The sequence below is a fragment of the Bradyrhizobium sp. CCBAU 45384 genome, from assembly GCF_028128665.1.
Taxonomy (GTDB): domain Bacteria; phylum Pseudomonadota; class Alphaproteobacteria; order Rhizobiales; family Xanthobacteraceae; genus Bradyrhizobium; species Bradyrhizobium manausense.
Genome location: NZ_LBIZ01000106.1, coordinates 47,715 through 66,964, shown reverse-complemented (window position 1 = coordinate 66,964; position 19,250 = coordinate 47,715). Strand labels below are relative to the sequence as shown.

At 65.4% G+C, this 19,250-nt stretch carries 16 protein-coding genes and 1 riboswitch; of the genes, 6 read left to right on the top strand and 10 right to left on the bottom strand.

Annotation, left to right across the window (positions count from 1 at the left end):
- The first annotated feature begins 88 nt into the window (after positions 1-88).
- A complete protein-coding gene (locus tag XH80_RS17030; protein WP_271599566.1) occupies positions 89-754 on the top strand; it encodes a glutathione S-transferase family protein in 666 nt (221 codons plus the stop codon).
- Positions 755-871: 117 nt separating this feature from the next.
- Here XH80_RS17030 and XH80_RS17025 read toward each other — a convergent pair whose 3' ends face one another.
- On the bottom strand, positions 872-2,170 hold the full coding sequence (locus tag XH80_RS17025) for an MFS transporter (RefSeq protein WP_271599565.1): 1,299 nt from the start codon (positions 2,168-2,170) through the stop codon (positions 872-874).
- A gap of 96 nt (positions 2,171-2,266) precedes the next feature.
- Positions 2,267-4,018, bottom strand: coding sequence for a gamma-glutamyltransferase (gene ggt, locus XH80_RS17020; protein ID WP_271599564.1), 1,752 nt, complete (start codon positions 4,016-4,018; stop codon positions 2,267-2,269).
- A 98-nt stretch (positions 4,019-4,116) separates the two neighbouring features.
- Between ggt and XH80_RS17015 the strand changes: the two genes are divergently transcribed.
- The gene (locus tag XH80_RS17015; RefSeq protein WP_271599563.1) at positions 4,117-5,505 is read left to right on the top strand and encodes an MFS transporter; all 1,389 of its coding nucleotides are present in this window, start codon (positions 4,117-4,119) and stop codon (positions 5,503-5,505) included.
- Positions 5,506-5,623: 118 nt separating this feature from the next.
- Here the strand turns inward: XH80_RS17015 and purH are convergent, their stop codons facing one another.
- From purH to XH80_RS17000, 3 genes are all read right to left on the bottom strand, one after another.
- On the bottom strand, positions 5,624-7,216 hold the full coding sequence (gene purH / locus XH80_RS17010; protein WP_271599562.1) for a bifunctional phosphoribosylaminoimidazolecarboxamide formyltransferase/IMP cyclohydrolase: 1,593 nt from the start codon (positions 7,214-7,216) through the stop codon (positions 5,624-5,626).
- 24 nt (positions 7,217-7,240) lie between these two features.
- Positions 7,241-7,323: riboswitch (ZMP/ZTP riboswitch) on the bottom strand.
- Between the two features lie 59 nt (positions 7,324-7,382).
- Positions 7,383-9,101, bottom strand: coding sequence for a heparinase II/III family protein (locus tag XH80_RS17005; protein ID WP_271599561.1), 1,719 nt, complete (start codon positions 9,099-9,101; stop codon positions 7,383-7,385).
- Between the two features lie 157 nt (positions 9,102-9,258).
- Positions 9,259-10,605 carry an RsmB/NOP family class I SAM-dependent RNA methyltransferase gene (locus XH80_RS17000; protein WP_271599560.1) on the bottom strand — a complete coding sequence of 449 codons (1,347 nt, stop codon included), beginning with the start codon at positions 10,603-10,605 and terminating at the stop codon, positions 9,259-9,261.
- Positions 10,606-10,793: 188 nt separating this feature from the next.
- On the opposite strand from XH80_RS17000, the gene XH80_RS16995 reads away from it, so the two are divergent.
- Both XH80_RS16995 and XH80_RS16990 read left to right on the top strand, forming a co-directional pair.
- Positions 10,794-10,991, top strand: coding sequence for a DUF1674 domain-containing protein (locus XH80_RS16995; RefSeq protein ID WP_271599559.1), 198 nt, complete (start codon positions 10,794-10,796; stop codon positions 10,989-10,991).
- Positions 10,992-11,049: 58 nt separating this feature from the next.
- Positions 11,050-11,640, top strand: a complete 591-nt coding sequence (locus tag XH80_RS16990) for a thermonuclease family protein (protein ID WP_271599558.1) — start codon at positions 11,050-11,052, stop codon at positions 11,638-11,640.
- Between the two features lie 55 nt (positions 11,641-11,695).
- Here the strand turns inward: XH80_RS16990 and XH80_RS16985 are convergent, their stop codons facing one another.
- Together XH80_RS16985 and acs are read right to left on the bottom strand one after the other, a co-directional pair.
- The gene (locus XH80_RS16985) at positions 11,696-12,211 is read right to left on the bottom strand and encodes a L,D-transpeptidase (protein ID WP_220005027.1); all 516 of its coding nucleotides are present in this window, start codon (positions 12,209-12,211) and stop codon (positions 11,696-11,698) included.
- Between the two features lie 356 nt (positions 12,212-12,567).
- Positions 12,568-14,514: an acetate--CoA ligase gene (gene acs, locus XH80_RS16980; RefSeq protein WP_271599557.1), complete on the bottom strand. Its 1,947-nt coding sequence runs from the start codon at positions 14,512-14,514 to the stop codon at positions 12,568-12,570.
- Between the two features lie 413 nt (positions 14,515-14,927).
- On the opposite strand from acs, the gene XH80_RS16975 reads away from it, so the two are divergent.
- Positions 14,928-16,097 (top strand): DNA topoisomerase IB, encoded by a 1,170-nt coding sequence (locus XH80_RS16975; protein ID WP_057740634.1) that lies wholly within the window; start codon positions 14,928-14,930, stop codon positions 16,095-16,097.
- 104 nt (positions 16,098-16,201) lie between these two features.
- Here XH80_RS16975 and XH80_RS16970 read toward each other — a convergent pair whose 3' ends face one another.
- Entirely contained in the window at positions 16,202-16,657 is a 456-nt protein-coding gene (locus tag XH80_RS16970) for an SRPBCC family protein (protein WP_271599556.1), read from the bottom strand.
- Positions 16,658-16,758: 101 nt separating this feature from the next.
- Here XH80_RS16970 and XH80_RS16965 point away from each other — a divergent pair, with 101 nt between their 5' ends.
- A complete protein-coding gene (locus tag XH80_RS16965; RefSeq protein ID WP_271599648.1) occupies positions 16,759-17,850 on the top strand; it encodes an adenylate/guanylate cyclase domain-containing protein in 1,092 nt (363 codons plus the stop codon).
- A gap of 3 nt (positions 17,851-17,853) precedes the next feature.
- Here the strand turns inward: XH80_RS16965 and XH80_RS16960 are convergent, their stop codons facing one another.
- Together XH80_RS16960 and XH80_RS16955 are read right to left on the bottom strand one after the other, a co-directional pair.
- The gene (locus XH80_RS16960; RefSeq protein WP_271599555.1) at positions 17,854-18,267 is read right to left on the bottom strand and encodes an EVE domain-containing protein; all 414 of its coding nucleotides are present in this window, start codon (positions 18,265-18,267) and stop codon (positions 17,854-17,856) included.
- Positions 18,268-18,269: 2 nt separating this feature from the next.
- Positions 18,270-19,250, bottom strand: coding sequence for an NAD(P)H-dependent glycerol-3-phosphate dehydrogenase (locus XH80_RS16955; protein ID WP_271599554.1), 981 nt, complete (start codon positions 19,248-19,250; stop codon positions 18,270-18,272).

Below are 19,250 nucleotides of genomic sequence, written 5' to 3'. Positions count from 1 at the left end.
GGTGAAAATATCCGGCCGGCCGGCTCGACATTGTGTTCCCGGGCTGGCAGGTACACGGCCGAGACCACCCGGCCCCAAGGATTTCGCGATGCTGACCGTCCACCATCTCAACAATTCGCGTTCGCAGCGGGTGCTGTGGCTGCTCGAGGAGTTGGGCGTGCCCTACGAGATCGTGCGCTATCAACGCCAGCCCGACATGCGCGCGCCCAAGGAGCTGCGCGCGATCCATCCGCTCGGCAAGTCGCCAGTCATCACCGACAACGGCAACACCATCGCCGAGTCGGGTGCGATCATCGATTATCTCGTTGCGACCTACGGCAACGGCCGGCTGATCCCGCCGCCGAACACACCGGAGCGGCTGCGCTTCACCTATTGGCTGCATTATGCGGAAGGGTCCGCGATGTCGCCGCTGCTGCTAAAGCTGCTGTTCACACTGATGCCGAAGCGTGCACCGGCGCTGCTGCGTCCGCTGGTGCGCAAGGTCTCGAACCAGGCACTGACCACGCTGGTCAATCCGCAGCTCAAGCAGCACATGGATTATTGGGAAGGCGAGCTCGGCAAAAGCGAGTGGTTCGCCGGCAGCGAGTTCACCGCCGCCGATATCCAGATGAGCTTCCCGCTGGAAGCCGCGCAAGCGCGCGGCGGGCTCGAGCAGGGCCATCCCAGGGCGATGGCGTTCCTGGAGCGCATCCATGCGCGGCCGGCCTATGCGCGGGCGCTGGAAAAGGGCGGGCCTTATCAGGTAGGGCGGTAAGTCTCTTTCCCGTCATTTCCGGGCCGGTGCGCAGCACCGAACTATGGTGCGCAATTGCGCACCTGAGAATCTCGAGGTTCCGGGTTCACGCTTCGCGTGCCCCGGAACGACAGCAACTCACTGATCCGCGTGCAACACCCGCCCGCGTGTCTCCGGCAGTGCGAACGCCGCGATGAAGAACACCGCGTAAGCCACCACCGCGAAGATCGCGATCGCATTGGCCAGCGACGTCGTCGCCGAGAGCGCGCCGACGAGGAACGGAAACAGCGCGCCGATGCCGCGGCCGAAATTGTAGCAGAAGCCCTGGCCCGAGCCGCGCAGGCGCGTCGGATAGAGCTCGGTCAAGAACGCGCCAACCCCCGAGAAATAGCCCGAGGCGAAGAAGCCAAGCGGGAAGCCCAGCACCCACAGGATCTCGTTGATGAGCGGCAGCTGCGTGTAGAGCAGCACCACGGCGATCGCGCCGATCGAGAAGATCAGGAACAAATTGCGCCGTCCGATTCGGTCGGCAAGCCAGGCGCCGACCAGATAGCCGACGAACGAGCCGATGATCAGCGTCGAGAGATAGCCGGTCGAGCCGACGATCGACAGATGCCGCTCCTTGGTCAGGAACTGCGGCACCCAGAAAGTGATGGCGTAATAGCCGCCCTGGCAGCCCGTCGCCATCAGCGATGCCAGCACCGTTGTCTTCACGATCGGAAAGGTGAAGATCTCCCACAGCTTGGGATGACTGCCCGTTTCCGCGTGCTTGGCGCGTGCGGCGGCCGCGATCTCCGGCTCAGTGACGGAGCGGCGGATATAGAACACCAGCAGCGCCGGCAGCGCCCCGATCACGAACATCCAGCGCCACGCCGTCTCTGCCGGCATCAGCGAAAACAGGATCGCCTGCGAGAGCACGGCAAGGCCCCAACCGACGGCCCAGCCCGACTGCACCGAGCCGACGGCGCGTCCGCGATATTGCGGCCGGATCGCCTCGCCCATCAGCACGGCGCCGGCGGCCCATTCGCCGCCGAAGCCGAGGCCGAGCACGGCGCGCGCGATCAGGAGTTGCTCGAAATTCTGCACGATTGCGCAAACCAGCGAGAAGAACGAAAACCAGATGATGGTGATCTGGAGCGTCCTGACCCGGCCGATATGGTCGGACAGATAGCCGCCGAGCCAGCCGCCGATGGCGGAGGCGAGCAGCGTCACCGTGCCGGCAAGGCCGGCTGAGGCCGCATCGACCTTCCACAGCGCGATGATGGTGCCGATCACCAGCGGGTAGATCATGAAGTCCATGCCGTCGAGCGCCCAGCCGGCTGCGCAGGCCCAGAAGGTGCGGCGCTCGGCGACGTTCATGTCGCGATAGAAAGCAAGAAGGCTGGTGTCCTCGATCTCGGCGCGCTCGATGCGCTGGAGCGGAGCGGCTGTTGTCATGTGCGTTTCCCCGGCAAATTCTTTTGATTGGCCGGTGGTAGCACGCGCGGCGGCCGGCGCAAGCCGGCGCGCGCCGTTGTGCCATGCGGGAGCGGGTTACTGTCCAGCGGCTTCCGCACCGCGCGTGCGCGGATCGGGCGCCCCGAGGGGGCCGTTCGGCGTCACGGCAATCGAATTGGCCGATGTCTGTCCCATCGGCTCGACAATGGGATGGTCCATCGCCTTCAGCTCGGCCAGCACGTCGTCGGGGAAGCCGCGCTCGATGCGCACTTCATCCGGAAGCCATTGATGATGCAGCCGCGGCGCCGCCACGGCGGCCGCGACGTCCATCCTGTAGTCGAGCACATTCACGATGACCTGGAGCACGGTCGAGATGATGCGGCTGCCGCCCGGCGAGCCCGTCACCAGCACCGGCTTGCCGTCCTTCAGCACGATGGTCGGCGACATCGAGGACAACGGCCGCTTTCCGGGCCCGGGTAAATTGGCCTCATAGCCAACGAGACCGTAGGCGTTGGAAGCGCCGACGGCAGCAGTGAAATCGTCGAGCTCGTTGTTGAGCAGCACGCCGGTGCCGTCGGCAACGAGGCCGATGCCGTAGCTGAAGTTCAGCGTGTAGGTGTTGCTGACGGCGTTGCCACGGCTGTCGACGACGGAGTAGTGCGTGGTGTTGCTGCCCTCGCGCGGCGAGGCCGCGCTCGCAATAAGGTCCCTGGACGGCGTGGCGTGCTCGGTGGAGATGCCGGTGCGGAGCTTGGCAGCGTAGTCCTTCGCAATGAGCGTATCGATCGGCGCGTTGACAAAGGCCGGATCGCCGAGATAGCGCGCGCGATCGGCATAGGCGCGCTTCATGGCCTCGATCAGGAGATGCAGCGATGCTGGCGAGCCCTGCTTGAGATCCGCCAGCTGAAAGCCTTCGAGGATGTTGAGCGTCTCGACCAGCACCACGCCGCCGGAGGACGGCAGCGGCATCGAGACGATGTCGTAGCCGCGATAGGTGCCGTGCACCGGGGTGCGGATCGCCGGCTGATAGGCCTTCAGATCGGCCGGCGTCATGATGCCGCCGGCGTCGGAGACGGCCTTGGCGATCTTCTCCGCCACCGGACCCTCGTAGAATCCGCGCACACCTTGGGCCGCGATGCTCGCCAGCGTGTCGGCGAGGTCGCGCTGCACCAGCCTGTCGCCTTCGCCAAGCGGCGTGCCATCAGGCTTTGCGAAAATCCTGGCTGACGATGGAAAGCGTGCCAGTCGCGGATACCAACCCGGCAGCGTGTCGGCCATGTCGTCGGTGACGACAAATCCATCGCGGGCGAGTGTGATCGCAGGTTGGAGCAATTGCGCGAGCGTGAATTGTCCGGAGCCGTATTTTTCCAGCGCCAGCGCCAGGCCTGCGACAGTGCCGGGCACACCGATGCCGAGCCCGGAATCGCGCGACTTGGCGGCATCAGGCTTGCCGTCGGGCCCGAGGAAAATCTGCGCCGTCGTCGCCGCAGGTGCGGTCTCGCGATAGTCGATCGCGACGTCCTCATTGCGTTCGGCGGAATGGATCACCATGAAGCCGCCACCGCCGATATTGCCGGCGCGCGGATACGTCACCGCCATCGCAAAGCCGGTGGCGACGGCCGCGTCGACGGCATTGCCGCCGCGCCGCAAGATGTCGGCGCCGACCTGCGCCGAGATCTTCTCTTGTGCCACCACCATGCCATGCTCGGCGGGGATGGCGTGCACGGCGTCCAGCGCGGGCGGCACATACGCTCGCCGCGCATCCTGAGCGGTTGCCGCTGCAAGTCCAAACGCCAGAGTGGCGATCAGCGCGAAAAAAGCACGTCGTGTCGAAAATGGCGCCATCATCAAATTTCCGCCAAGGCTTCAGGCCAGTTCTAACGCGTCGCAACAATGCTATACGGTTTGCGCCAAGAGCGGCAAAACTGTTTTGTGATGAGGACTGCGTGACGACGACGACCGCCCCCGATGCGCGCCTAGCCGGCGCCCTGCGAACCTATCCGCCGCGCGCCGCCGTCATCAGCTGGATCTTCTTCGATTGGGCCGCGCAGCCCTATTTCACGCTGATCACGACCTTCGTGTTCGCGCCCTATTTCGCCACCAACGTCGCGCCGGATCCTGCCACGGGGCAGTCGTTGTGGGGCTTTGCGATGGCAGCAGCTGGCCTGGCTATTGCGCTGTTGTCCCCGGTGCTTGGCGCCATCGCGGATGCCTCCGGCCGCCGCAAGCCGTGGATCGCCGCGTTCGGCGCAGTTCTGGTGGTGGCGTCGTGCGCGCTGTGGATCGGCAAGCCCGGCGATCACGCCATCATTCCGCCGTTGCTCATTGCGGTTGCGCTTGCCAGCGTCGGCGCGGAATTCGCCACCGTGTTCAACAATGCCATGATGCCGACGCTGGTGCCGCCAGACCGCATCGGCCGACTCTCCGGTACCGGCTGGGCTACCGGTTACATCGGCGGCATCGTCAGCCTGATTATCGTGCTCGGCTTCTTCGCCGCCAACCCCGAGACCGGCCGCACGCTGCTCGGCTTCACGCCGCTGTTCGGGCTCGATCCCGTCACCCATGAAGGCGATCGTGCTGCGGGACCATTGACCGGGCTCTGGTTCATCGTTTTCGTAACGCCGATGTTCTTGTTCACGCCGGATTATCCGGCGAAGCGCCCGGTGCGCGAGGCGCTGTACGAAGGACTAGCTGATCTCAAGCAATCGCTGCAGGATCTGCCGCAGCAGAAATCGCTCGCCGCGTTTCTGCTTGCCAACATGATCTACACGGATGGTCTCGTCTCGCTGTTCGCCTTCGGTGGCATCTATGCGGCCGGCACCTTTGGCTGGCACACGATCCAGATCGGCACGTTCGGCATCATTCTCGCCATCGCCGGCACCTTTGGTGCCTGGCTTGGCGGCAAGCTCGATGACTACCTTGGTCCGAAGCGCGTCATCGCCGGCAGCATGTTGATCCTGCTGCTTTCGGTCGCGGCGATCCTGCTGGTGGACAAGGACAGTGTGTTGTTCGTCAGGGTCGCGCCGCCGGTGCCGGGCGGGCCATTGTTCGGCGCCGCCGCCGAGCGTGCCTATATCGTGCTCGGCTGCCTGATCGGCGCGGCCGGCGGTCCGCTTCAAGCGGCCTCGCGCACGCTGCTGATCCGCCTCGCGCCGAAGGATCGTATCGCGCAGTATTTTGGCCTGTTCGCGCTGACCGGGAAGGTGACGTCCTTCATCGGCCCGCTGCTGATCGGCGTGATCACCGCGGCCACCGCCAGCCAGAAGGCCGGCATGGCCGTGCTGGTCGTGTTTTTCGTGACGGGATTCGCGTTGTTGATGCGGGTGAAAGAGTAGCCAAGCTACGCGATCTCAGCGCCGTCATTGCGAGAAGCGAAGCGACGAAGCAATCCAGACCCTCTCTGTGGAAACAGACTGGATTGCGTCGCTTCGCTCGCAATGACGAGTTGATAGATCAGTGCCGGAAGTGCCTCGTCCCCGTGAACACCATGGCGATGCCATGCTCGTCGGCGGCCTTGATCACCTCGTCATCGCGCATGGAGCCGCCGGGCTGCACCACCGCGGTGGCGCCGGCCTCGATACAGGCGAGCATGCCGTCGGCGAACGGGAAGAACGCATCCGACGCCACCACCGAGCCCTTGGTCAGCGGCTCCGCCAGCTTCAGCTCGTTGGCCGCATCCAGCGCCTTGCGTGCCGCGATCCGGGCTGAATCGACACGGCTCATCTGACCCGCGCCGATGCCGACGGTGGCGAGATCCTTGGCGTAGATGATGGTGTTGGACTTGACGTGCTTTGCCACCCGGAAAGCGAACTTCAGGTCGCGCATTTCGGCTTCGGTCGGCGCGCGCTTGGTGACGACCTTGAACGTCATGTCGTCGACCACGGCGTTGTCGCGGCTCTGCACCAGAAGCCCGCCGGCCACCGTCTTCGCCGTGAGGCCCGGCGCGCGGGGATCGGGCAGGCTGCCTGCGAGCAGCAGGCGCAGGTTTTTCTTGCCGCCGATGATGGCGATCGCCTCTTCGCTGGCGTCAGGCGCGATGATGACCTCGGTGAACATCTTCGTGATCTCGCGCGCGGTGTCGGCATCGAGCGGCCGGTTCATCGCGATGATGCCGCCGAAGGCGGAGGTGGAATCGCAGGCCAGCGCCTTGCGATAGGCCTCGACGAGGTTCGCGCCTTCAGCGACGCCGCAAGGGTTGGCGTGCTTGACGATGACGCAGGCCGCGGTGCGCTTGGTGTCGAACTCGCCGATGCACTCATAGGCCGCGTCGGTGTCGTTGATGTTGTTGTAGGAGAGCTCCTTGCCCCGGAGCTGCCGCGCGGTCGAAACGCCCGGGCGCTTGTCGGGCGTCGCGTAAAACGCCGCGGTCTGGTGCGGGTTCTCGCCGTAGCGCAGCGACTGGATCAACTTGCCGCCAAAGGCGCGGAAGTCGGGTGCGTCAATCTCGAGCTGCCGGTTGAACCAGTTGGAAATGGCGGCGTCATAGGCCGCGGTGCGAGCATAGGCCTTTGCCGCAAGCCGCCGGCGCAGCTTCAGCGTGGTCGCGCCGTTGTTGGCAGCGAGCTCGTCGAGAACGGCCTTGTAGTCGTCGGCCTCGACCACGACCGCGACGTCGTCATGGTTCTTCGCGGCGGCGCGGATCATCGCGGGGCCGCCGATGTCGATATTCTCGATGCAATCCTCGAAGCCGGCGCCTTTGTCGACGGTGGCCTCGAACGGATAGAGGTTGACGACGAGGAGATCGATCGGCGCGATGCCGTGCGCCTTCATCGCCTCGGCATGTTCCTTGTTGTCGCGAATTGCGAGCAGGCCGCCATGCACCTTCGGATGCAGCGTCTTGACGCGGCCATCCATCATCTCGGGGAAGCCGGTGAGGTCCGAGACATCCTTCACCTTGAGGCCGGCCGCGGCGATCGCCTTTGCGGTGCCGCCAGTCGAGACCAGCTCGACGTCATGCGCGGCAAGCGCCTTGGCGAACTCGATCAGGCCCGATTTGTCGGAGACGGAGAGCAGGGCGCGGGTGACGCGACGGGGACGGTCAGTCATGAGCAAGATCCTCTGTTCAGGGAGTGTCTATGCCCAGGCGCGCGGCGGATTATGTGTCGCGCTTCCCGATGGTGCTCCATCCAAGGTCGCCAGTCGCGCGAACGAGCGCTCGATAGCAGCTTTTGGCCGTTTTCACAACGCCGAGATGGGGCCGAATCGAGCGCGTCTACAGCGGAAGTTCCGGCTCGCGCCGTGCGTTGCGGCGGGCATTGGTGACCGCGGGCGAGGCGGTGGAGCGCACAAAGCTCCAGCGGATCGTGGGCGCCTGGCGGGCATCCTGGCGGATCACGATCTGGGCGGTGCGACGCGGGCCGTCATTGCCGGCCAGGAACACGCTGTCCTCGAGCTCGACCTTGTCGTCCAGCGCCTCGAAGGTCCAGACGTCGCGGTTCGGCAGCACCAGCATGACGCCGCGCGCATCCGACAGCCGGCTCGCTTTCACCGCGGGATGCAGATGAAAGCGCAGCGCGAAATCGGCGTCAGCGCCCTTGAGCCGCGCGCCTTGCGGCGGCGACAGCGTGTCCTCGCCGTCGATCCGCGTGCCGTCATTGGCGACCATCAGCACGCGCCGATGGATCACGCCGAACTTGGCGAGATAGCCATTATGCGAGGTCGTCAGCAGCGTGCCGCCCTCGACGACCTCGCGATAGCTCTCGACCTCATGAGGGCCGCTGATGATCGGCGCGCCGTGCAGCAGCCGCTTCATCGCCGACATCTCGACGAATTGGCAGGACGAGGTGTCGTGATAAGTCAGCGTCGAATGCGCCGCGGTGCCGCGCGCAAACGGCCGCCAATTGTCGCGGCCTGTGGTCGGCATGCCGCAATTGGTGACGATGCGGCTGATGCCTGAGGACAGTTCGAACGACAGGCAACCGGCATGCGCGTCGTGGCTGACGCCGGGCGGCGGCGGCGCGCCGGTGTCGATGATGACAGTGGTCGGGCCCGCATCGAGGCGCTGGAAGCCGGTGTGCGGCATGTTCGCCATCGGCGCGCCATGGGTATCATCATAGGCGAGCAGCGTCGCGAGCAGATCCGATGGCGTCGCGCTCATGCCGTTGAACAAAGCGAAATTGCCGTCGCCGTGCCGGAAGAAGCGCAGCATCGGCATCATGCGGTCGATCGCATTGAGCAGCGCCGGCGGCGGCGCGATGTTGCGCGCGGCAAAGGTCTGCCGCAGCGGCAACAGATCGATCAGGAGCTCGATCAGCGCACCCGGATTGCGCGAGATGTGGCCGCCGTCGGGGAGGATCTGCCGCTGCAACTCGTCGGAGAGCTTTTTCGATGCGCTGCGGATATGGCGGGCCTGATTGGCGAGGCAAAGCGTGGTGTAGCACAGCGCGATCTGCACCTGGAGTTTCGGCACCCCGTCGGGGATGTTGACCATGGTGTAACGCAGGAAGCGGATCTCGCGCGCCAGTGCGCGCAAGTAACGGCGGTAGAATTTGTTGTCGGTGTCGTTGAGCACCAGCGGCGCCTGCGACAGCAGCGAGATCACGCGTCGCGCCAGCACGTCGGCGCGGCGGGCCACCGGCCGGCGCTTGTTGGCGGGGTTGCTGATCCAGTCCTCGACCAGCGCGCGCGCATTGGCGCGGGTCAGCGCGGTATCGGCGGCGCGCAGATGCCGCAGCCAGCCGAAACCGAGCAGCGCGACCTCCCAATCCTCCGACGGCGGATCGAGGTCGAAGATCGAGCGGCCATGGCAATTGACGATCTTGCCGGCGAAGACGAAGCGGCCGGCATAGATCTCGGCCGCGCGCGTCGCATCCGCAGTGCGCAAATCATGCGGCGCGATGATCAGCCGATCGGTCCGGCCCGGCCAGACCCGCGACAGCGCGACGGAACCGCCGCTCGCGCGCGCGAGCATGTTCCGCGCGAAGCGGTTCATGACCAGCGTCGAGATACGTCTGCGTTGAGCGACCGACACGCCTTGCCTTGAAGGGGGAGAGGATTCCGACGAATCCTTATTAATCCCAAAATCGAACGGCCGACACCACCTTGAAAGGCCCCGAATCAGGGTGGTGGTAGCAAAATCCGGTGCAAAATCAGGATTTAACGAGCCGGGCTGCGAAAAATCCGTCGAGCCCGCCGAGCTTCGGGTCGGCATGCGGCAGGTGGCTCGGCAGGGTCCGGAGATCGCCCTCGGCCGTGATGGTCTCGCTGAGGCCGGAGACCTCGCTGGCTTCGATCGGCACACGGCGCAGCGCAGGCTCCGCAGCCAGCAGCGTGGCGATGGCCTGCTCGCCTTCCTCGGGTTCCAGCGAACAGGTGCAATAGACCAGCGTCCCGCCTGATTTGAGCAACGAGACTGATTTCTTCAGCAGCCGCCGCTGGAGAACGGTCATTGCGGCGACGTCGGACTCCTGCCGCAGCCATGCAACGTCGGGATGCCGGCGGATCGTTCCGGTCGAGGTGCAGGGCGCATCGATCAGGATTCCATCGAAGCCGTCCGCTGGCCCGGTCCATTCTACGGCGTCAGCAACGACAGTCTCGGCCTGAAGCGACAGGCGGTTCAGATTTTCGCGCAGGCGCGCCACCCGGGCGGGCGAACGGTCGAGCGCGGTGACTTTCGCGCCTGCCAGCACCAGCTGCGCGGTCTTGCCGCCGGGCGCGGCGCAGAGGTCGGCGATGGATTTGCCCTTGATGTCGCCGAACAGCCGGACCGGCAGCGCGGCAGCGGCGTCCTGCACCCACCATTGTCCTTCGGCGAAGCCAGGCAGCATGGTCACCGAGCCGTGCAGCAGCGTGCGCACCGAACCGGTCGGCAGCACTTCGCCATGCAGCCGGCTCGCCCATTGCGCGGCATCGGACTTCACCGTCAGGTCGAGCGACGGTTCGTGGCCGAGCGCCAGCGCCATGTCCCGCGCGGTCGCCTCGCCGTAATGCGCGCTCCAGCGGGCCAGCAACCAGGGCGGCAGGTCGAGCGATTGCGATGCGACCTCGTCGACCAGCGCCTGACCCTCGCGCGCGCAGCGGCGCAGCACGGCGTTGACGAGACCGGCATAGCGCGCGGCGCGCCGATCGGATTGCACCAGGCGAACCGAGAGATCGACCGCGGCGTGGTCGGGCACGTCCATCCAGAGAATCTGGGCGGCGCCGATCAAGAGCGCGCTCTGCGCGCGCGGCGCGTCGGACGGAATGCCTTTGTCGAGCAGGCGCGACAGCACATGGCCGAGTGTGCCGAGACGGCGCAGAATAGTTGCGACCAGGCGCCGCATCAGCGCGCGGTCGCGGTCGGCGAGCGTCTTCAGTCCGGGATGGGCGCCGGAGCCATCGAGCTGGTCATCAAGCGTGCGGTGCTTGTGCAGGACGCCGTCGACGATATCGGCAGCGATCCGTCGCGCCGCAAGACCGGGCACTTCGGACGGAGGGGCAAAACGTTGAGATGGCATGCGGACGTAAGGTTCTGAGCGAGGCGGCAGTTCCGCCTTATGGCGCATGCCTTGAGAACACCTTCTGTGGCATGCGAATATGCCAAATGTAAGAATGGTCTCTGGCGATTTCAGCCCGCCGGAGCCATTTCAGCAATGCGTTATTGGACGTCGCGCAGGTCGAGATCCTGCGCTAGGACCCATGGATCATGAACGACCAACCTCCCGCTCCTGATCGCAAGCCCTTGTCCCCCGCCGCGCAGCGCGCGCTGGCCGAAGCCGACGAACGTCGGCGGGCCGCGGCGGCGCGTGCCGAGGCCGTGCCGAAGGAATTGCAGGGTCCGAAGGGACCCGAGCCGACGCGCTACGGCGATTGGGAGCGCAAGGGCATCGCCTCGGATTTTTGAGACGCAGCTCTTTTGCGGTCGCTTGTCTGTGCAGCCGACTCAGCCTTAGCGTGCGCGGATGTCGCGCTTCGATCCGGATCGTTCCTATCGACCTTCTTACGGCGGCTCACCGTTCGGCCGCCGCTTCTCCGGACTTGTGCCCTGGATGTTCGTGGTCGGCGTCGTGGTGGCGGTCGTGCTGGCTTTTCGGCATGGCACCGAGTGGCGACTTCCGCTTCCGGCCGATGAACGCGCACAGGATGCCGGGATCATTCTTCAGCAGTCCGGCAATCCCGACAGCCGTTTGCCGATCGATGTCATCCGCACGATCGACGGCGACACGTTTCTCGCGCGCGTGCATCAAGGCGACGGACGCGATCTCGTGGCGCGGGTTCGCCTGCGCGGCATCGATGCGCCCGAGATGAAGGCGTCCTGCCGGGACGAGTTGGACAAGGCGGAAGCGGCCACCGATGCTTTGCGCAACCTGCTCGCTCAGGGCGGCGTCACCATCTACAATCTCGGTTCGGAAAAATACGGACGCGTGCTCGCCGATGTTGCGACCAGACGAACCGCAAACGTTTCGGCGGCGATGCTCGCGGGCGGGTACGCACGCAGCTACAATGGCGGTCATCGCGACGGCTGGTGCAGACGCGGCTGGCGCTTCTGGTGATGAAAAAGCCGCGTCGGACGACGCGGCTTTTCAAATCCTGGCTTGATCGCAATGATCAGCGCGTCACGACCACCGTCGTTCCGACCGAGACGCGGCTGTAGAGATCGGTGATGTCGTCGTTGAGCATGCGGATGCAGCCATAGGAGACGAAGCCGCCGACCGAGCCCGGCACATTGGTGCCGTGGATGGCATATTCGCCGCCGGCCAGCGTCATCGCCGCAACGCCCATCGGGTTGCGCGGCGAGCCGCCGGGGATCACGTCGGGAAGCTGCGGCTTGTCGCGCTTGACTTCGGCGGGCGGCGCCCAGGCCGGGTTGCGATACTTGCCGTCGATGCGGGTGGTGCCGGCCCATTGCTTGCCTGATTTACCGACGCCGACGGGATATCGCACGGCGTGGCCGTCATCGAGGATCAGATAGAGCCGGCGTTCGTTGGTTTTGACCACGATGGTGCCGGGCGAATAGTTTTCCAGGTGGGTTCCAACGATCTCCGGCCGCGCTTCGGCCGCCGTCGACATCAAGGCCCCTGCCCCGATGGTGGCAGCCAGCGCCAATGCAATCTTCATCGACATCGATTTTCCCCTCAGCCCGAAAAGGATCGTCCAAATTCACGCAAAACCGGCAATTGCCCGCCTGCCCAGACATTCTTAACCGCGCTTGTTAACCGGACGGTTTCCACGCGCGGCCGCCAGGGGCGAGCCAGGACGGGAAAGAAAGGAAATGTTCGAAATAAGGTAAATGACCTGAAAACAACACTCGGCGGGAAAGATGCGGGTGTAGGCGCCCGCGCGCTGACAAGCGCGTGAGGGTGCGACAGGCAGTCATTCCGGGGCGATGCGAAGCATCGAACTATGGTGCGCAATTGCGCACCTGAGAATCTCGAGATTCCGGGTCGCGCTGTCGCGCGCCCGGAATGACGGTGCCTGGCCTACGCCGACTTCTTGTTCTGCCGGTTCTTGACGAGATCGTCGACCACGGCGGGATCGGCCAAGGTCGAGGTGTCCCCCAGGCTGCCTGGCTCGTCTTCGGCGATCTTGCGCAGGATGCGGCGCATGATCTTGCCGGAGCGGGTTTTTGGCAGGCTAGGGGCGAACTGAATCTGGTCGGGCGATGCGATCGGTCCGATCTCCTTGCGCACCCAGGTGACGAGTTCCTTGCGCAGATCCTCGGTCGGCTCGATGCCGGCCATCAGCGTCACATAGGCGTAGATGCCCTGGCCCTTGATGTCGTGGGGGAAGCCGACGACGGCGGCTTCCGACACCTTCTCATGCGCCACCAGCGCGCTTTCGACCTCGGCGGTGCCCATGCGGTGGCCGGAGACGTTGATGACGTCGTCGACGCGGCCGGTGATCCAGTAGTAGCCGTCGGCGTCGCGGCGGCAGCCGTCGCCGGTGAAGTACTTGCCCTTGTAGGTCGAGAAATAGGTCTGCTCGAAGCGGGCATGATCGCCATAGACGGTGCGCATCTGGCCCGGCCAGGAGCGCGTCAGGCAGAGATTGCCTGTTGTCTCACCCTCGAGCACCTTGCCGTCGGCGTCGACGATTTCGGGCGCGACGCCGAAGAACGGCTGCGTGGCTGACCCCGGCTTCAGCTTGGTCGCGCCCGGCAACGGTGTGATCAGGATGCCGCCGGTCTCGGTCTGCCACCAGGTGTCGACGATCGGGCAGCGGTCCTCGCCGACGACGCGGTGATACCATTCCCAGGCTTCCGGATTGATGGGCTCGCCGACCGAGCCGAGCAGGCGAAGCGAGGCGCGTGATGTCTTCTTCACCGGCTCGTCGCCCGACTGCATCAGCGCGCGGATCGCGGTCGGCGCGGTGTAGAAGATGTTGACCTTGTGCTTGTCGATGACGTTCCAGAAACGGGAATTGTCCGGGTAATTCGGCACGCCTTCGAACATCAGCGTGGTCGCGCCATTGGCGAGCGGTCCGTAGAGAATGTAGCTGTGGCCGGTGACCCAGCCGACGTCGGCGGTGCACCAGTAGACGTCGCCGTCGTGATAGTCGAACACGTATTGATGCGTCATCGAGGCGAACACGAGATAGCCGCCCGAGGTGTGCAGCACGCCCTTGGGCTGGCCGGTCGAGCCCGACGTGTAGAGGATGAACAGCGGATCCTCGGCATGCATATGCTCGACCGGGCATTCCGTCGTCACCATCTTGGCGGCGTCGTGATACCAGAGATCGCGCGACGGATTCATCTCGACCTGACCGCCGGTGCGCTTGACCACGACGACCCAGTCGACGCCATCAGCCTTGGCGAGCGCCGCGTCGACATTGGCCTTCAGCGGCACCTTCTTGCCGCCGCGCAGGCCTTCATCCGCGGTGATGATGACCTTGGACTGGCAGTCGTTGATGCGTTGCGCGAGGCTGTCAGGCGAGAAGCCGGCGAACACCACGGAATGGATCGCGCCGATCCGTGCGCAGGCCAGCATCGCGTAGGCCGCTTCCGGAATCATCGGCAGATAGATGGTGACGCGATCGCCCTTCTTGACGTTGCGGGTGCGCAGGATGTTGGCCATCCGGCACACCTCGTCGTGCAGCTGCCTGTAGGTGATATGCTTCGATTGCGAGGGATCGTCGCCTTCCCAGATGATCGCGGTCTGGTTGCCGCGCTTGGCGAGATGGCGGTCGATGCAATTATAGGCGACGTTGAGGATGCCGTCCTCGAACCATTTGATCGAGATGTTGCCGGGCGCGAAGGAGACGTTCTCGATTCTGGTCGGCGCGTGCATCCAGTCGATGCGCTTGGCCTGCTCGGCCCAGAAGCCGTTCGGGTCCGCGATCGAGCGGGCGTACATGTCCTTGTACTTGGCCTGGTCGACCCAGGCGCGCTTGGCCCATTCCGCGGGGACGTCGTAGATCTTCTCGGACATGCTTCCCTCCACATACGGCAAGCCGAGTACAGTGACTGGCGAGCCGACTTCATCATCGTTTAGCGATTATGCGTCGGGCTAACCGCCCCCGACAAGGATCACAAGCTGGACCTTCGGTGAGCGGCGGGCCATGCGGAAGATCAAGCGGGACAGGCCTGATGTCGCAAATCTGAAACAGGCTGGGGCGCGGCTTTCGGGCTCTTTACCCAAATCGCCGGAAAGGGGCCGCGCAGGGCGCCCATGCGTCGCAGGAGGTATTTAGAAACCTCTTTTCACTGATTCGGGACTCGCAATGCCGTTCGGAACACCCTAAGTGGCTAACCCGGGTCCCCAGAGACCCTCCGGCTCAGGCTTGGAACAAAAATCAGAACAGCGGCATTGAACGGCAGCACACAGGGCCAAGGCGTAACACTATGATGGATCAGCAGAATCTCGGGACGATGCGGCCTGCCTCGGCCGATCCTGCTGCCATTGCGCTGGCCAAAGCCCTCGGACAGTGGCCGAAACCATCGGGTTCCACCCGTCCCAGCCCCAAGAAAGTGTTCGATTCGGCCTCCCCGGCGACGGTTGAGGCCCTTGCCAAGGAGCTGGGCCTGCGGCTCGGCGACCAGAACGAGCTGACCATCCGCCGCATCAAGCGCGGCAAAGGCTATGCCTTCGTTCGCCCCAACGGCGCCCATATCCGCGACGCCCGCACCATTCGCCGGCTGCACGCCATGGCGGTGCCGCCGGCCTATCGCGAGGTGCGCTACTCGGCCGATCCGAGCTCGCATCTTCAGGCGGTGGGTCGCGATGCCGCCGGCCGGCTGCAATATCGCTATCACGCCGACTGGGAGAAGGTCCGCGAGCACCGCAAGGCGCATCGCCTGGAAAAGCTCGTCGGTGCCCTGCCCAAGATCCGGCGCAAGGTGTCGGCGTTCCTGTCGGGCGATGAGCCGACGCGCGAGTTTGCACTTTCCGCGGTGATCGAGCTGATCGCGCGCACCGCGATCCGTCCTGGCAATGAATCCTATGCCCGTCTCAACGGCACTCGCGGCGCCACCACGCTGCTGAAGTCCAACGTGACGCTGGAGGACGATTGCTTCGTGCTGACCTTCAAGGCGAAGGGCGGCAAGGCGGTGCGCAAGGAGTGCGATGCGGCCAAGCTGGTGCGCGCCATCGGCATTTTGCAGGGCGTCCCCGGCAAGCGCATGTTCCAGTATCGCGATGCCCAAGGCATCGTGCGCGCGGTCAGCACCACGCAGGTGAACGCGTTCCTGCGCGAGATCGCCGGCATCAAGATTTCGCTGAAGGATTTCCGCACGCTAATGGCCTCCGCCGTCGTCGTGGAATCGCTGTCGCGGATCACGCCGGCGACCAGCCAGCGCGGCCGTAAAAAGCAGGTGCTGAACGCGATCCGCGCCGCGGCCGACAAGCTCTCCAACACCCCGGCGATCTGCCGCAAGAGCTACGTCCACGACACCATCGTCACCGCGTTTGAAGAGGGCATCCTCGAGCGCTTCGCTGCGACCATGAAGGGCCAGCGCTCGCAAGCAAGGCGCGAGCAGCTCTTGGCGCAGGTGGTTGCGACCGCGGCTGTCTAATGCCGTGCTGTAGGGTGGGCAAAGCGAAGCGTGCCCACGATTTGCTGGTGGTGAAAGGTGGTGGGCGCGGCGCGAAGAGCGCGCCTTTGCCCACCCTACAAGATCTACATATTGTCCGAGACGCCTTTGTCCGGACCGGGATCGCGGCCGGCGGCGACACTGGTGAGCCGCTCCAGATAATGCGCCCAACCCTTGGCGTGCGCGGCCACCTGTTCCTCGGTCGGCAGCCCGCTATGCGTCATGCGCAGCAACGTGCCGCCATCGCGCTCGATCAGGTCGATCTCGATCAGGCTCGAGCCGGGCGGCACTTCCTGGCCGCCCTCCCAGCCGAACGTGTAGGCGAGACGATGCACCGGCACGACCTCGCGGAAGGCGCCGCGGGCGACGCTGGCACGCGGGCCGATGCCCTTGAGCAGGTAAAGCCCGCCGGGATGCGGCTCGGTGGTCGCATCGGAGCCCATCCAGCTCAGGATTTTCTCGGGATCGGTCAAATAGGCGAAGACGGTGGCGCGCGGGGCGGCGATCTGGGTCTCGCGTCGCAAGACGAACGGCTCGGTCATCGGCGATCATCCCTGAGGTGATACTGGCACATGGCGGCGCCAAAGCAGCCCGTCAAGGATTGCCCGTGACAAAGGCGGCCCTCCTTCGCCATCATCGGGTCATGCAGCTCTCCCCAACCCTTGCCTGGCTTGTCGATTTCGCTTCCGAGTGTCCCGGCGCCGATCGCCTGCTTGCGGAACTCGGCGCGCATCTGCTCGCCGATGGCGTGCCGCTTGCGGCAGGCGCCCTGACGCTGGAGGTGCCGCATCCTCTGATCGCGAAGCGGACATGGCTGTGGCGGGCGGACAATGGCCGGGTGATCGAGGCCCTCGGCTTCGCGCCGGGCGGGCTCGCGCCCGATTTGCCTGACGATGCCGGCCGCCGCTGGCTGCGCGGCATCGCTGATGGCGACGTGCACGAAGATGTTGTCGGACGTGAGGGGCCGCTGCTCGGCTGGATTGGGCCGCGTCCGTTCACATCAGACGACATCGAGCAGCTGCGCCAGGCCGCACGCTTTGCCGCAACGCCGCTCGCGACGCTCGCAGCGCGCGCCACGTTGCGGGCGACGCTGGAAGCCTATCTCGGCAAGCGCAGCGCCGAGCGGGTGCTGGCGGCACCCCTGCGGCGCGACCTCGGCGAGACCATCCAGGCCGCGCTGCTCTATGCCGATCTACGCGGCTTCACCACCTTGTCGGAAACCAGTCCGCCCGTTGAAATCGTCGCCGCGCTTGATGCCTGGTTCGATCGCATTGCCGGTGCCGTCCATGCCTTCGGCGGCGAGGTGTTGAAATTCATCGGTGACGGCGTGCTGGCGATCTTTCCGGTGGTCGAGGCGTCGCCACGCAGAGCCTGCGAGGCCGCTCTGCGCGCCGCAGGCGCCGCCGAGGCCGGGATGGCGTATCTCAACGCCGAGCGCGGCGCGCAAGGTCTGCCGCCGCTTGCGTTCGGCGCTGCGCTTCATCTCGGCGAGATGCTCTGGGGCAATATCGGTGCCGCCAATCGGCTGGACTTTACGGCGATCGGCCCCGCCGTGAATCTCGCCAGTCGGCTCGAGGGCCTGTGCAAGCCGCTCGGCCGGACCGTGCTGGTGTCGGGCGCGCTCGCGGCCGAGACGGACATGCCCCTGATTGCGCTCGGCCTGCACAAGCTGCGCGGCATTGCCTCGCCCTGCGAGGTCCTCGCGCTGCCGGAAGCGCAGGGACGAGCGTTGTAGCTCCTATACCCCGCCCATCTTGCAGACGAGCTTCCATTCCTCTGCGGTCACGGGCTGCACCGAGAGGCGCGAATATTTCACCAGCGCCATGTCTGCGAGTTTCTTCTCGGCCTTGATCGCGGCCATCGTCACCGGCGTCTTCAGCGGCTTGTCGGCCTTGATGTCGACGCAGACGAATTTTTCGGTCTTGTCGGTCGGATCGGGGTAGGCCTCCTTGATGACCTCAGCGATGCCGACGATCTCCTTTCCTTCGTTGGAATGATAGAAGAACGCCTTGTCGCCCTTCTTCATGTTCACGAGGTTCTGGCGCGCAGTGTAGTTGCGCACGCCGGTCCAGGCTTCTCCCTTGGCGCCTTTCGCGACCTGCTGGTCCCAGGACCACACCGACGGTTCGGATTTCACCAGCCAGTACGCCATGCTTATTCCTCTGCCTTGAAGGGTCGGGTCAAGAGCCCTGATATCGCTGCGTCGATCGTGCTTCGGCCGCCCAGGATCGACGCGACCGCTTCCGATACCGGCATCTCGATGCCCTGCGAAGCTGCAAGTTCGATCAGGACCGGTGCGGTGAACTCGCCCTCGGCCAGCTTGCCGGCCGGTGGCTGCTCACCTCGGCCCAGCGCGAGCCCGAGCGCGAAATTGCGTGATTGCGGGCTCGCGCAGGTCAGGATCAAATCGCCAAGACCGGACAGGCCGGTGAGCGTTTCGCTGCGCGCGCCGAGAGCGCGGCCGAGGCGCGTCAGCTCGGCGAAGCCGCGGGTCGTGAGCGCAGCCTGCGCGGACGCGCCGAGCTTGCGCCCGACCGCAATCCCGACCGCAATCGCCAGCACGTTCTTGGCCGCGCCGCCGATCTCGACGCCGCGGATGTCGGTGGAATGATAGGGACGGAATGTCGGTGAGCCCAGCGCCTGCACCAGGCTGCTTGCGAGCGCATCGTCCCTGGCCGCGAGCGTCACGGCCGTCGGCAAGCCGCGCGCGACGTCGTCGGCAAAGCTCGGGCCCGACAGGATCGCAGGCTGCGCACGGGGCGCGGCTTCCGCGATCACGTCGGTCATGAATTTATGGGTGCCGTGCTCGATGCCCTTGGCGCAGGCGATGACAGGGACAGGTTTTGTGAGATACGAGGCCAGCATGTTGACCGCGCCGCGCAGATGCTGTGCCGGCGTCGCGATCAGCAGCATCTCCGCGCGCGATGCCGCCGCAAGATCGCTTGTCACCACGATGTCTGGTGCGAGGCGCACGCCCGGCAGCCGCGGATTGTCGCGGCTCGATTGGATGCGCGCGGCATGCTCGGCGTTGCGCGCCCACAGCGTCACGTTCCGTCCGGCCCGCGCGGCCATTGTCGCCAGCGCCGTGCCCCAGGCCCCGGCACCGATCACCGCGACGGAGCGGAATGCGGTCAT

Coding starts and splice junctions, on each gene's coding strand:
- XH80_RS17030 (WP_271599566.1), top strand. CDS start 89: ATGCTGACCGTCCACCATCTCAACAATTCGCGTTCGCAGCGGGTGCTG.
- XH80_RS17025 (WP_271599565.1), bottom strand. CDS start 2,170: ATGACAACAGCCGCTCCGCTCCAGCGCATCGAGCGCGCCGAGATCGAG.
- ggt (WP_271599564.1), bottom strand. CDS start 4,018: ATGATGGCGCCATTTTCGACACGACGTGCTTTTTTCGCGCTGATCGCC.
- purH (WP_271599562.1), bottom strand. CDS start 7,216: ATGACTGACCGTCCCCGTCGCGTCACCCGCGCCCTGCTCTCCGTCTCC.
- XH80_RS17005 (WP_271599561.1), bottom strand. CDS start 9,101: ATGAACCGCTTCGCGCGGAACATGCTCGCGCGCGCGAGCGGCGGTTCC.
- XH80_RS17000 (WP_271599560.1), bottom strand. CDS start 10,605: ATGCCATCTCAACGTTTTGCCCCTCCGTCCGAAGTGCCCGGTCTTGCG.
- XH80_RS16995 (WP_271599559.1), top strand. CDS start 10,794: ATGAACGACCAACCTCCCGCTCCTGATCGCAAGCCCTTGTCCCCCGCC.
- XH80_RS16990 (WP_271599558.1), top strand. CDS start 11,050: ATGTCGCGCTTCGATCCGGATCGTTCCTATCGACCTTCTTACGGCGGC.
- XH80_RS16985 (WP_220005027.1), bottom strand. CDS start 12,211: ATGTCGATGAAGATTGCATTGGCGCTGGCTGCCACCATCGGGGCAGGG.
- acs (WP_271599557.1), bottom strand. CDS start 14,514: ATGTCCGAGAAGATCTACGACGTCCCCGCGGAATGGGCCAAGCGCGCC.
- XH80_RS16975 (WP_057740634.1), top strand. CDS start 14,928: ATGATGGATCAGCAGAATCTCGGGACGATGCGGCCTGCCTCGGCCGAT.
- XH80_RS16970 (WP_271599556.1), bottom strand. CDS start 16,657: ATGACCGAGCCGTTCGTCTTGCGACGCGAGACCCAGATCGCCGCCCCG.
- XH80_RS16965 (WP_271599648.1), top strand. CDS start 16,759: ATGCAGCTCTCCCCAACCCTTGCCTGGCTTGTCGATTTCGCTTCCGAG.
- XH80_RS16960 (WP_271599555.1), bottom strand. CDS start 18,267: ATGGCGTACTGGCTGGTGAAATCCGAACCGTCGGTGTGGTCCTGGGAC.
- XH80_RS16955 (WP_271599554.1), bottom strand. CDS start 19,250: ATGACCGCATTCCGCTCCGTCGCGGTGATCGGTGCCGGGGCCTGGGGC.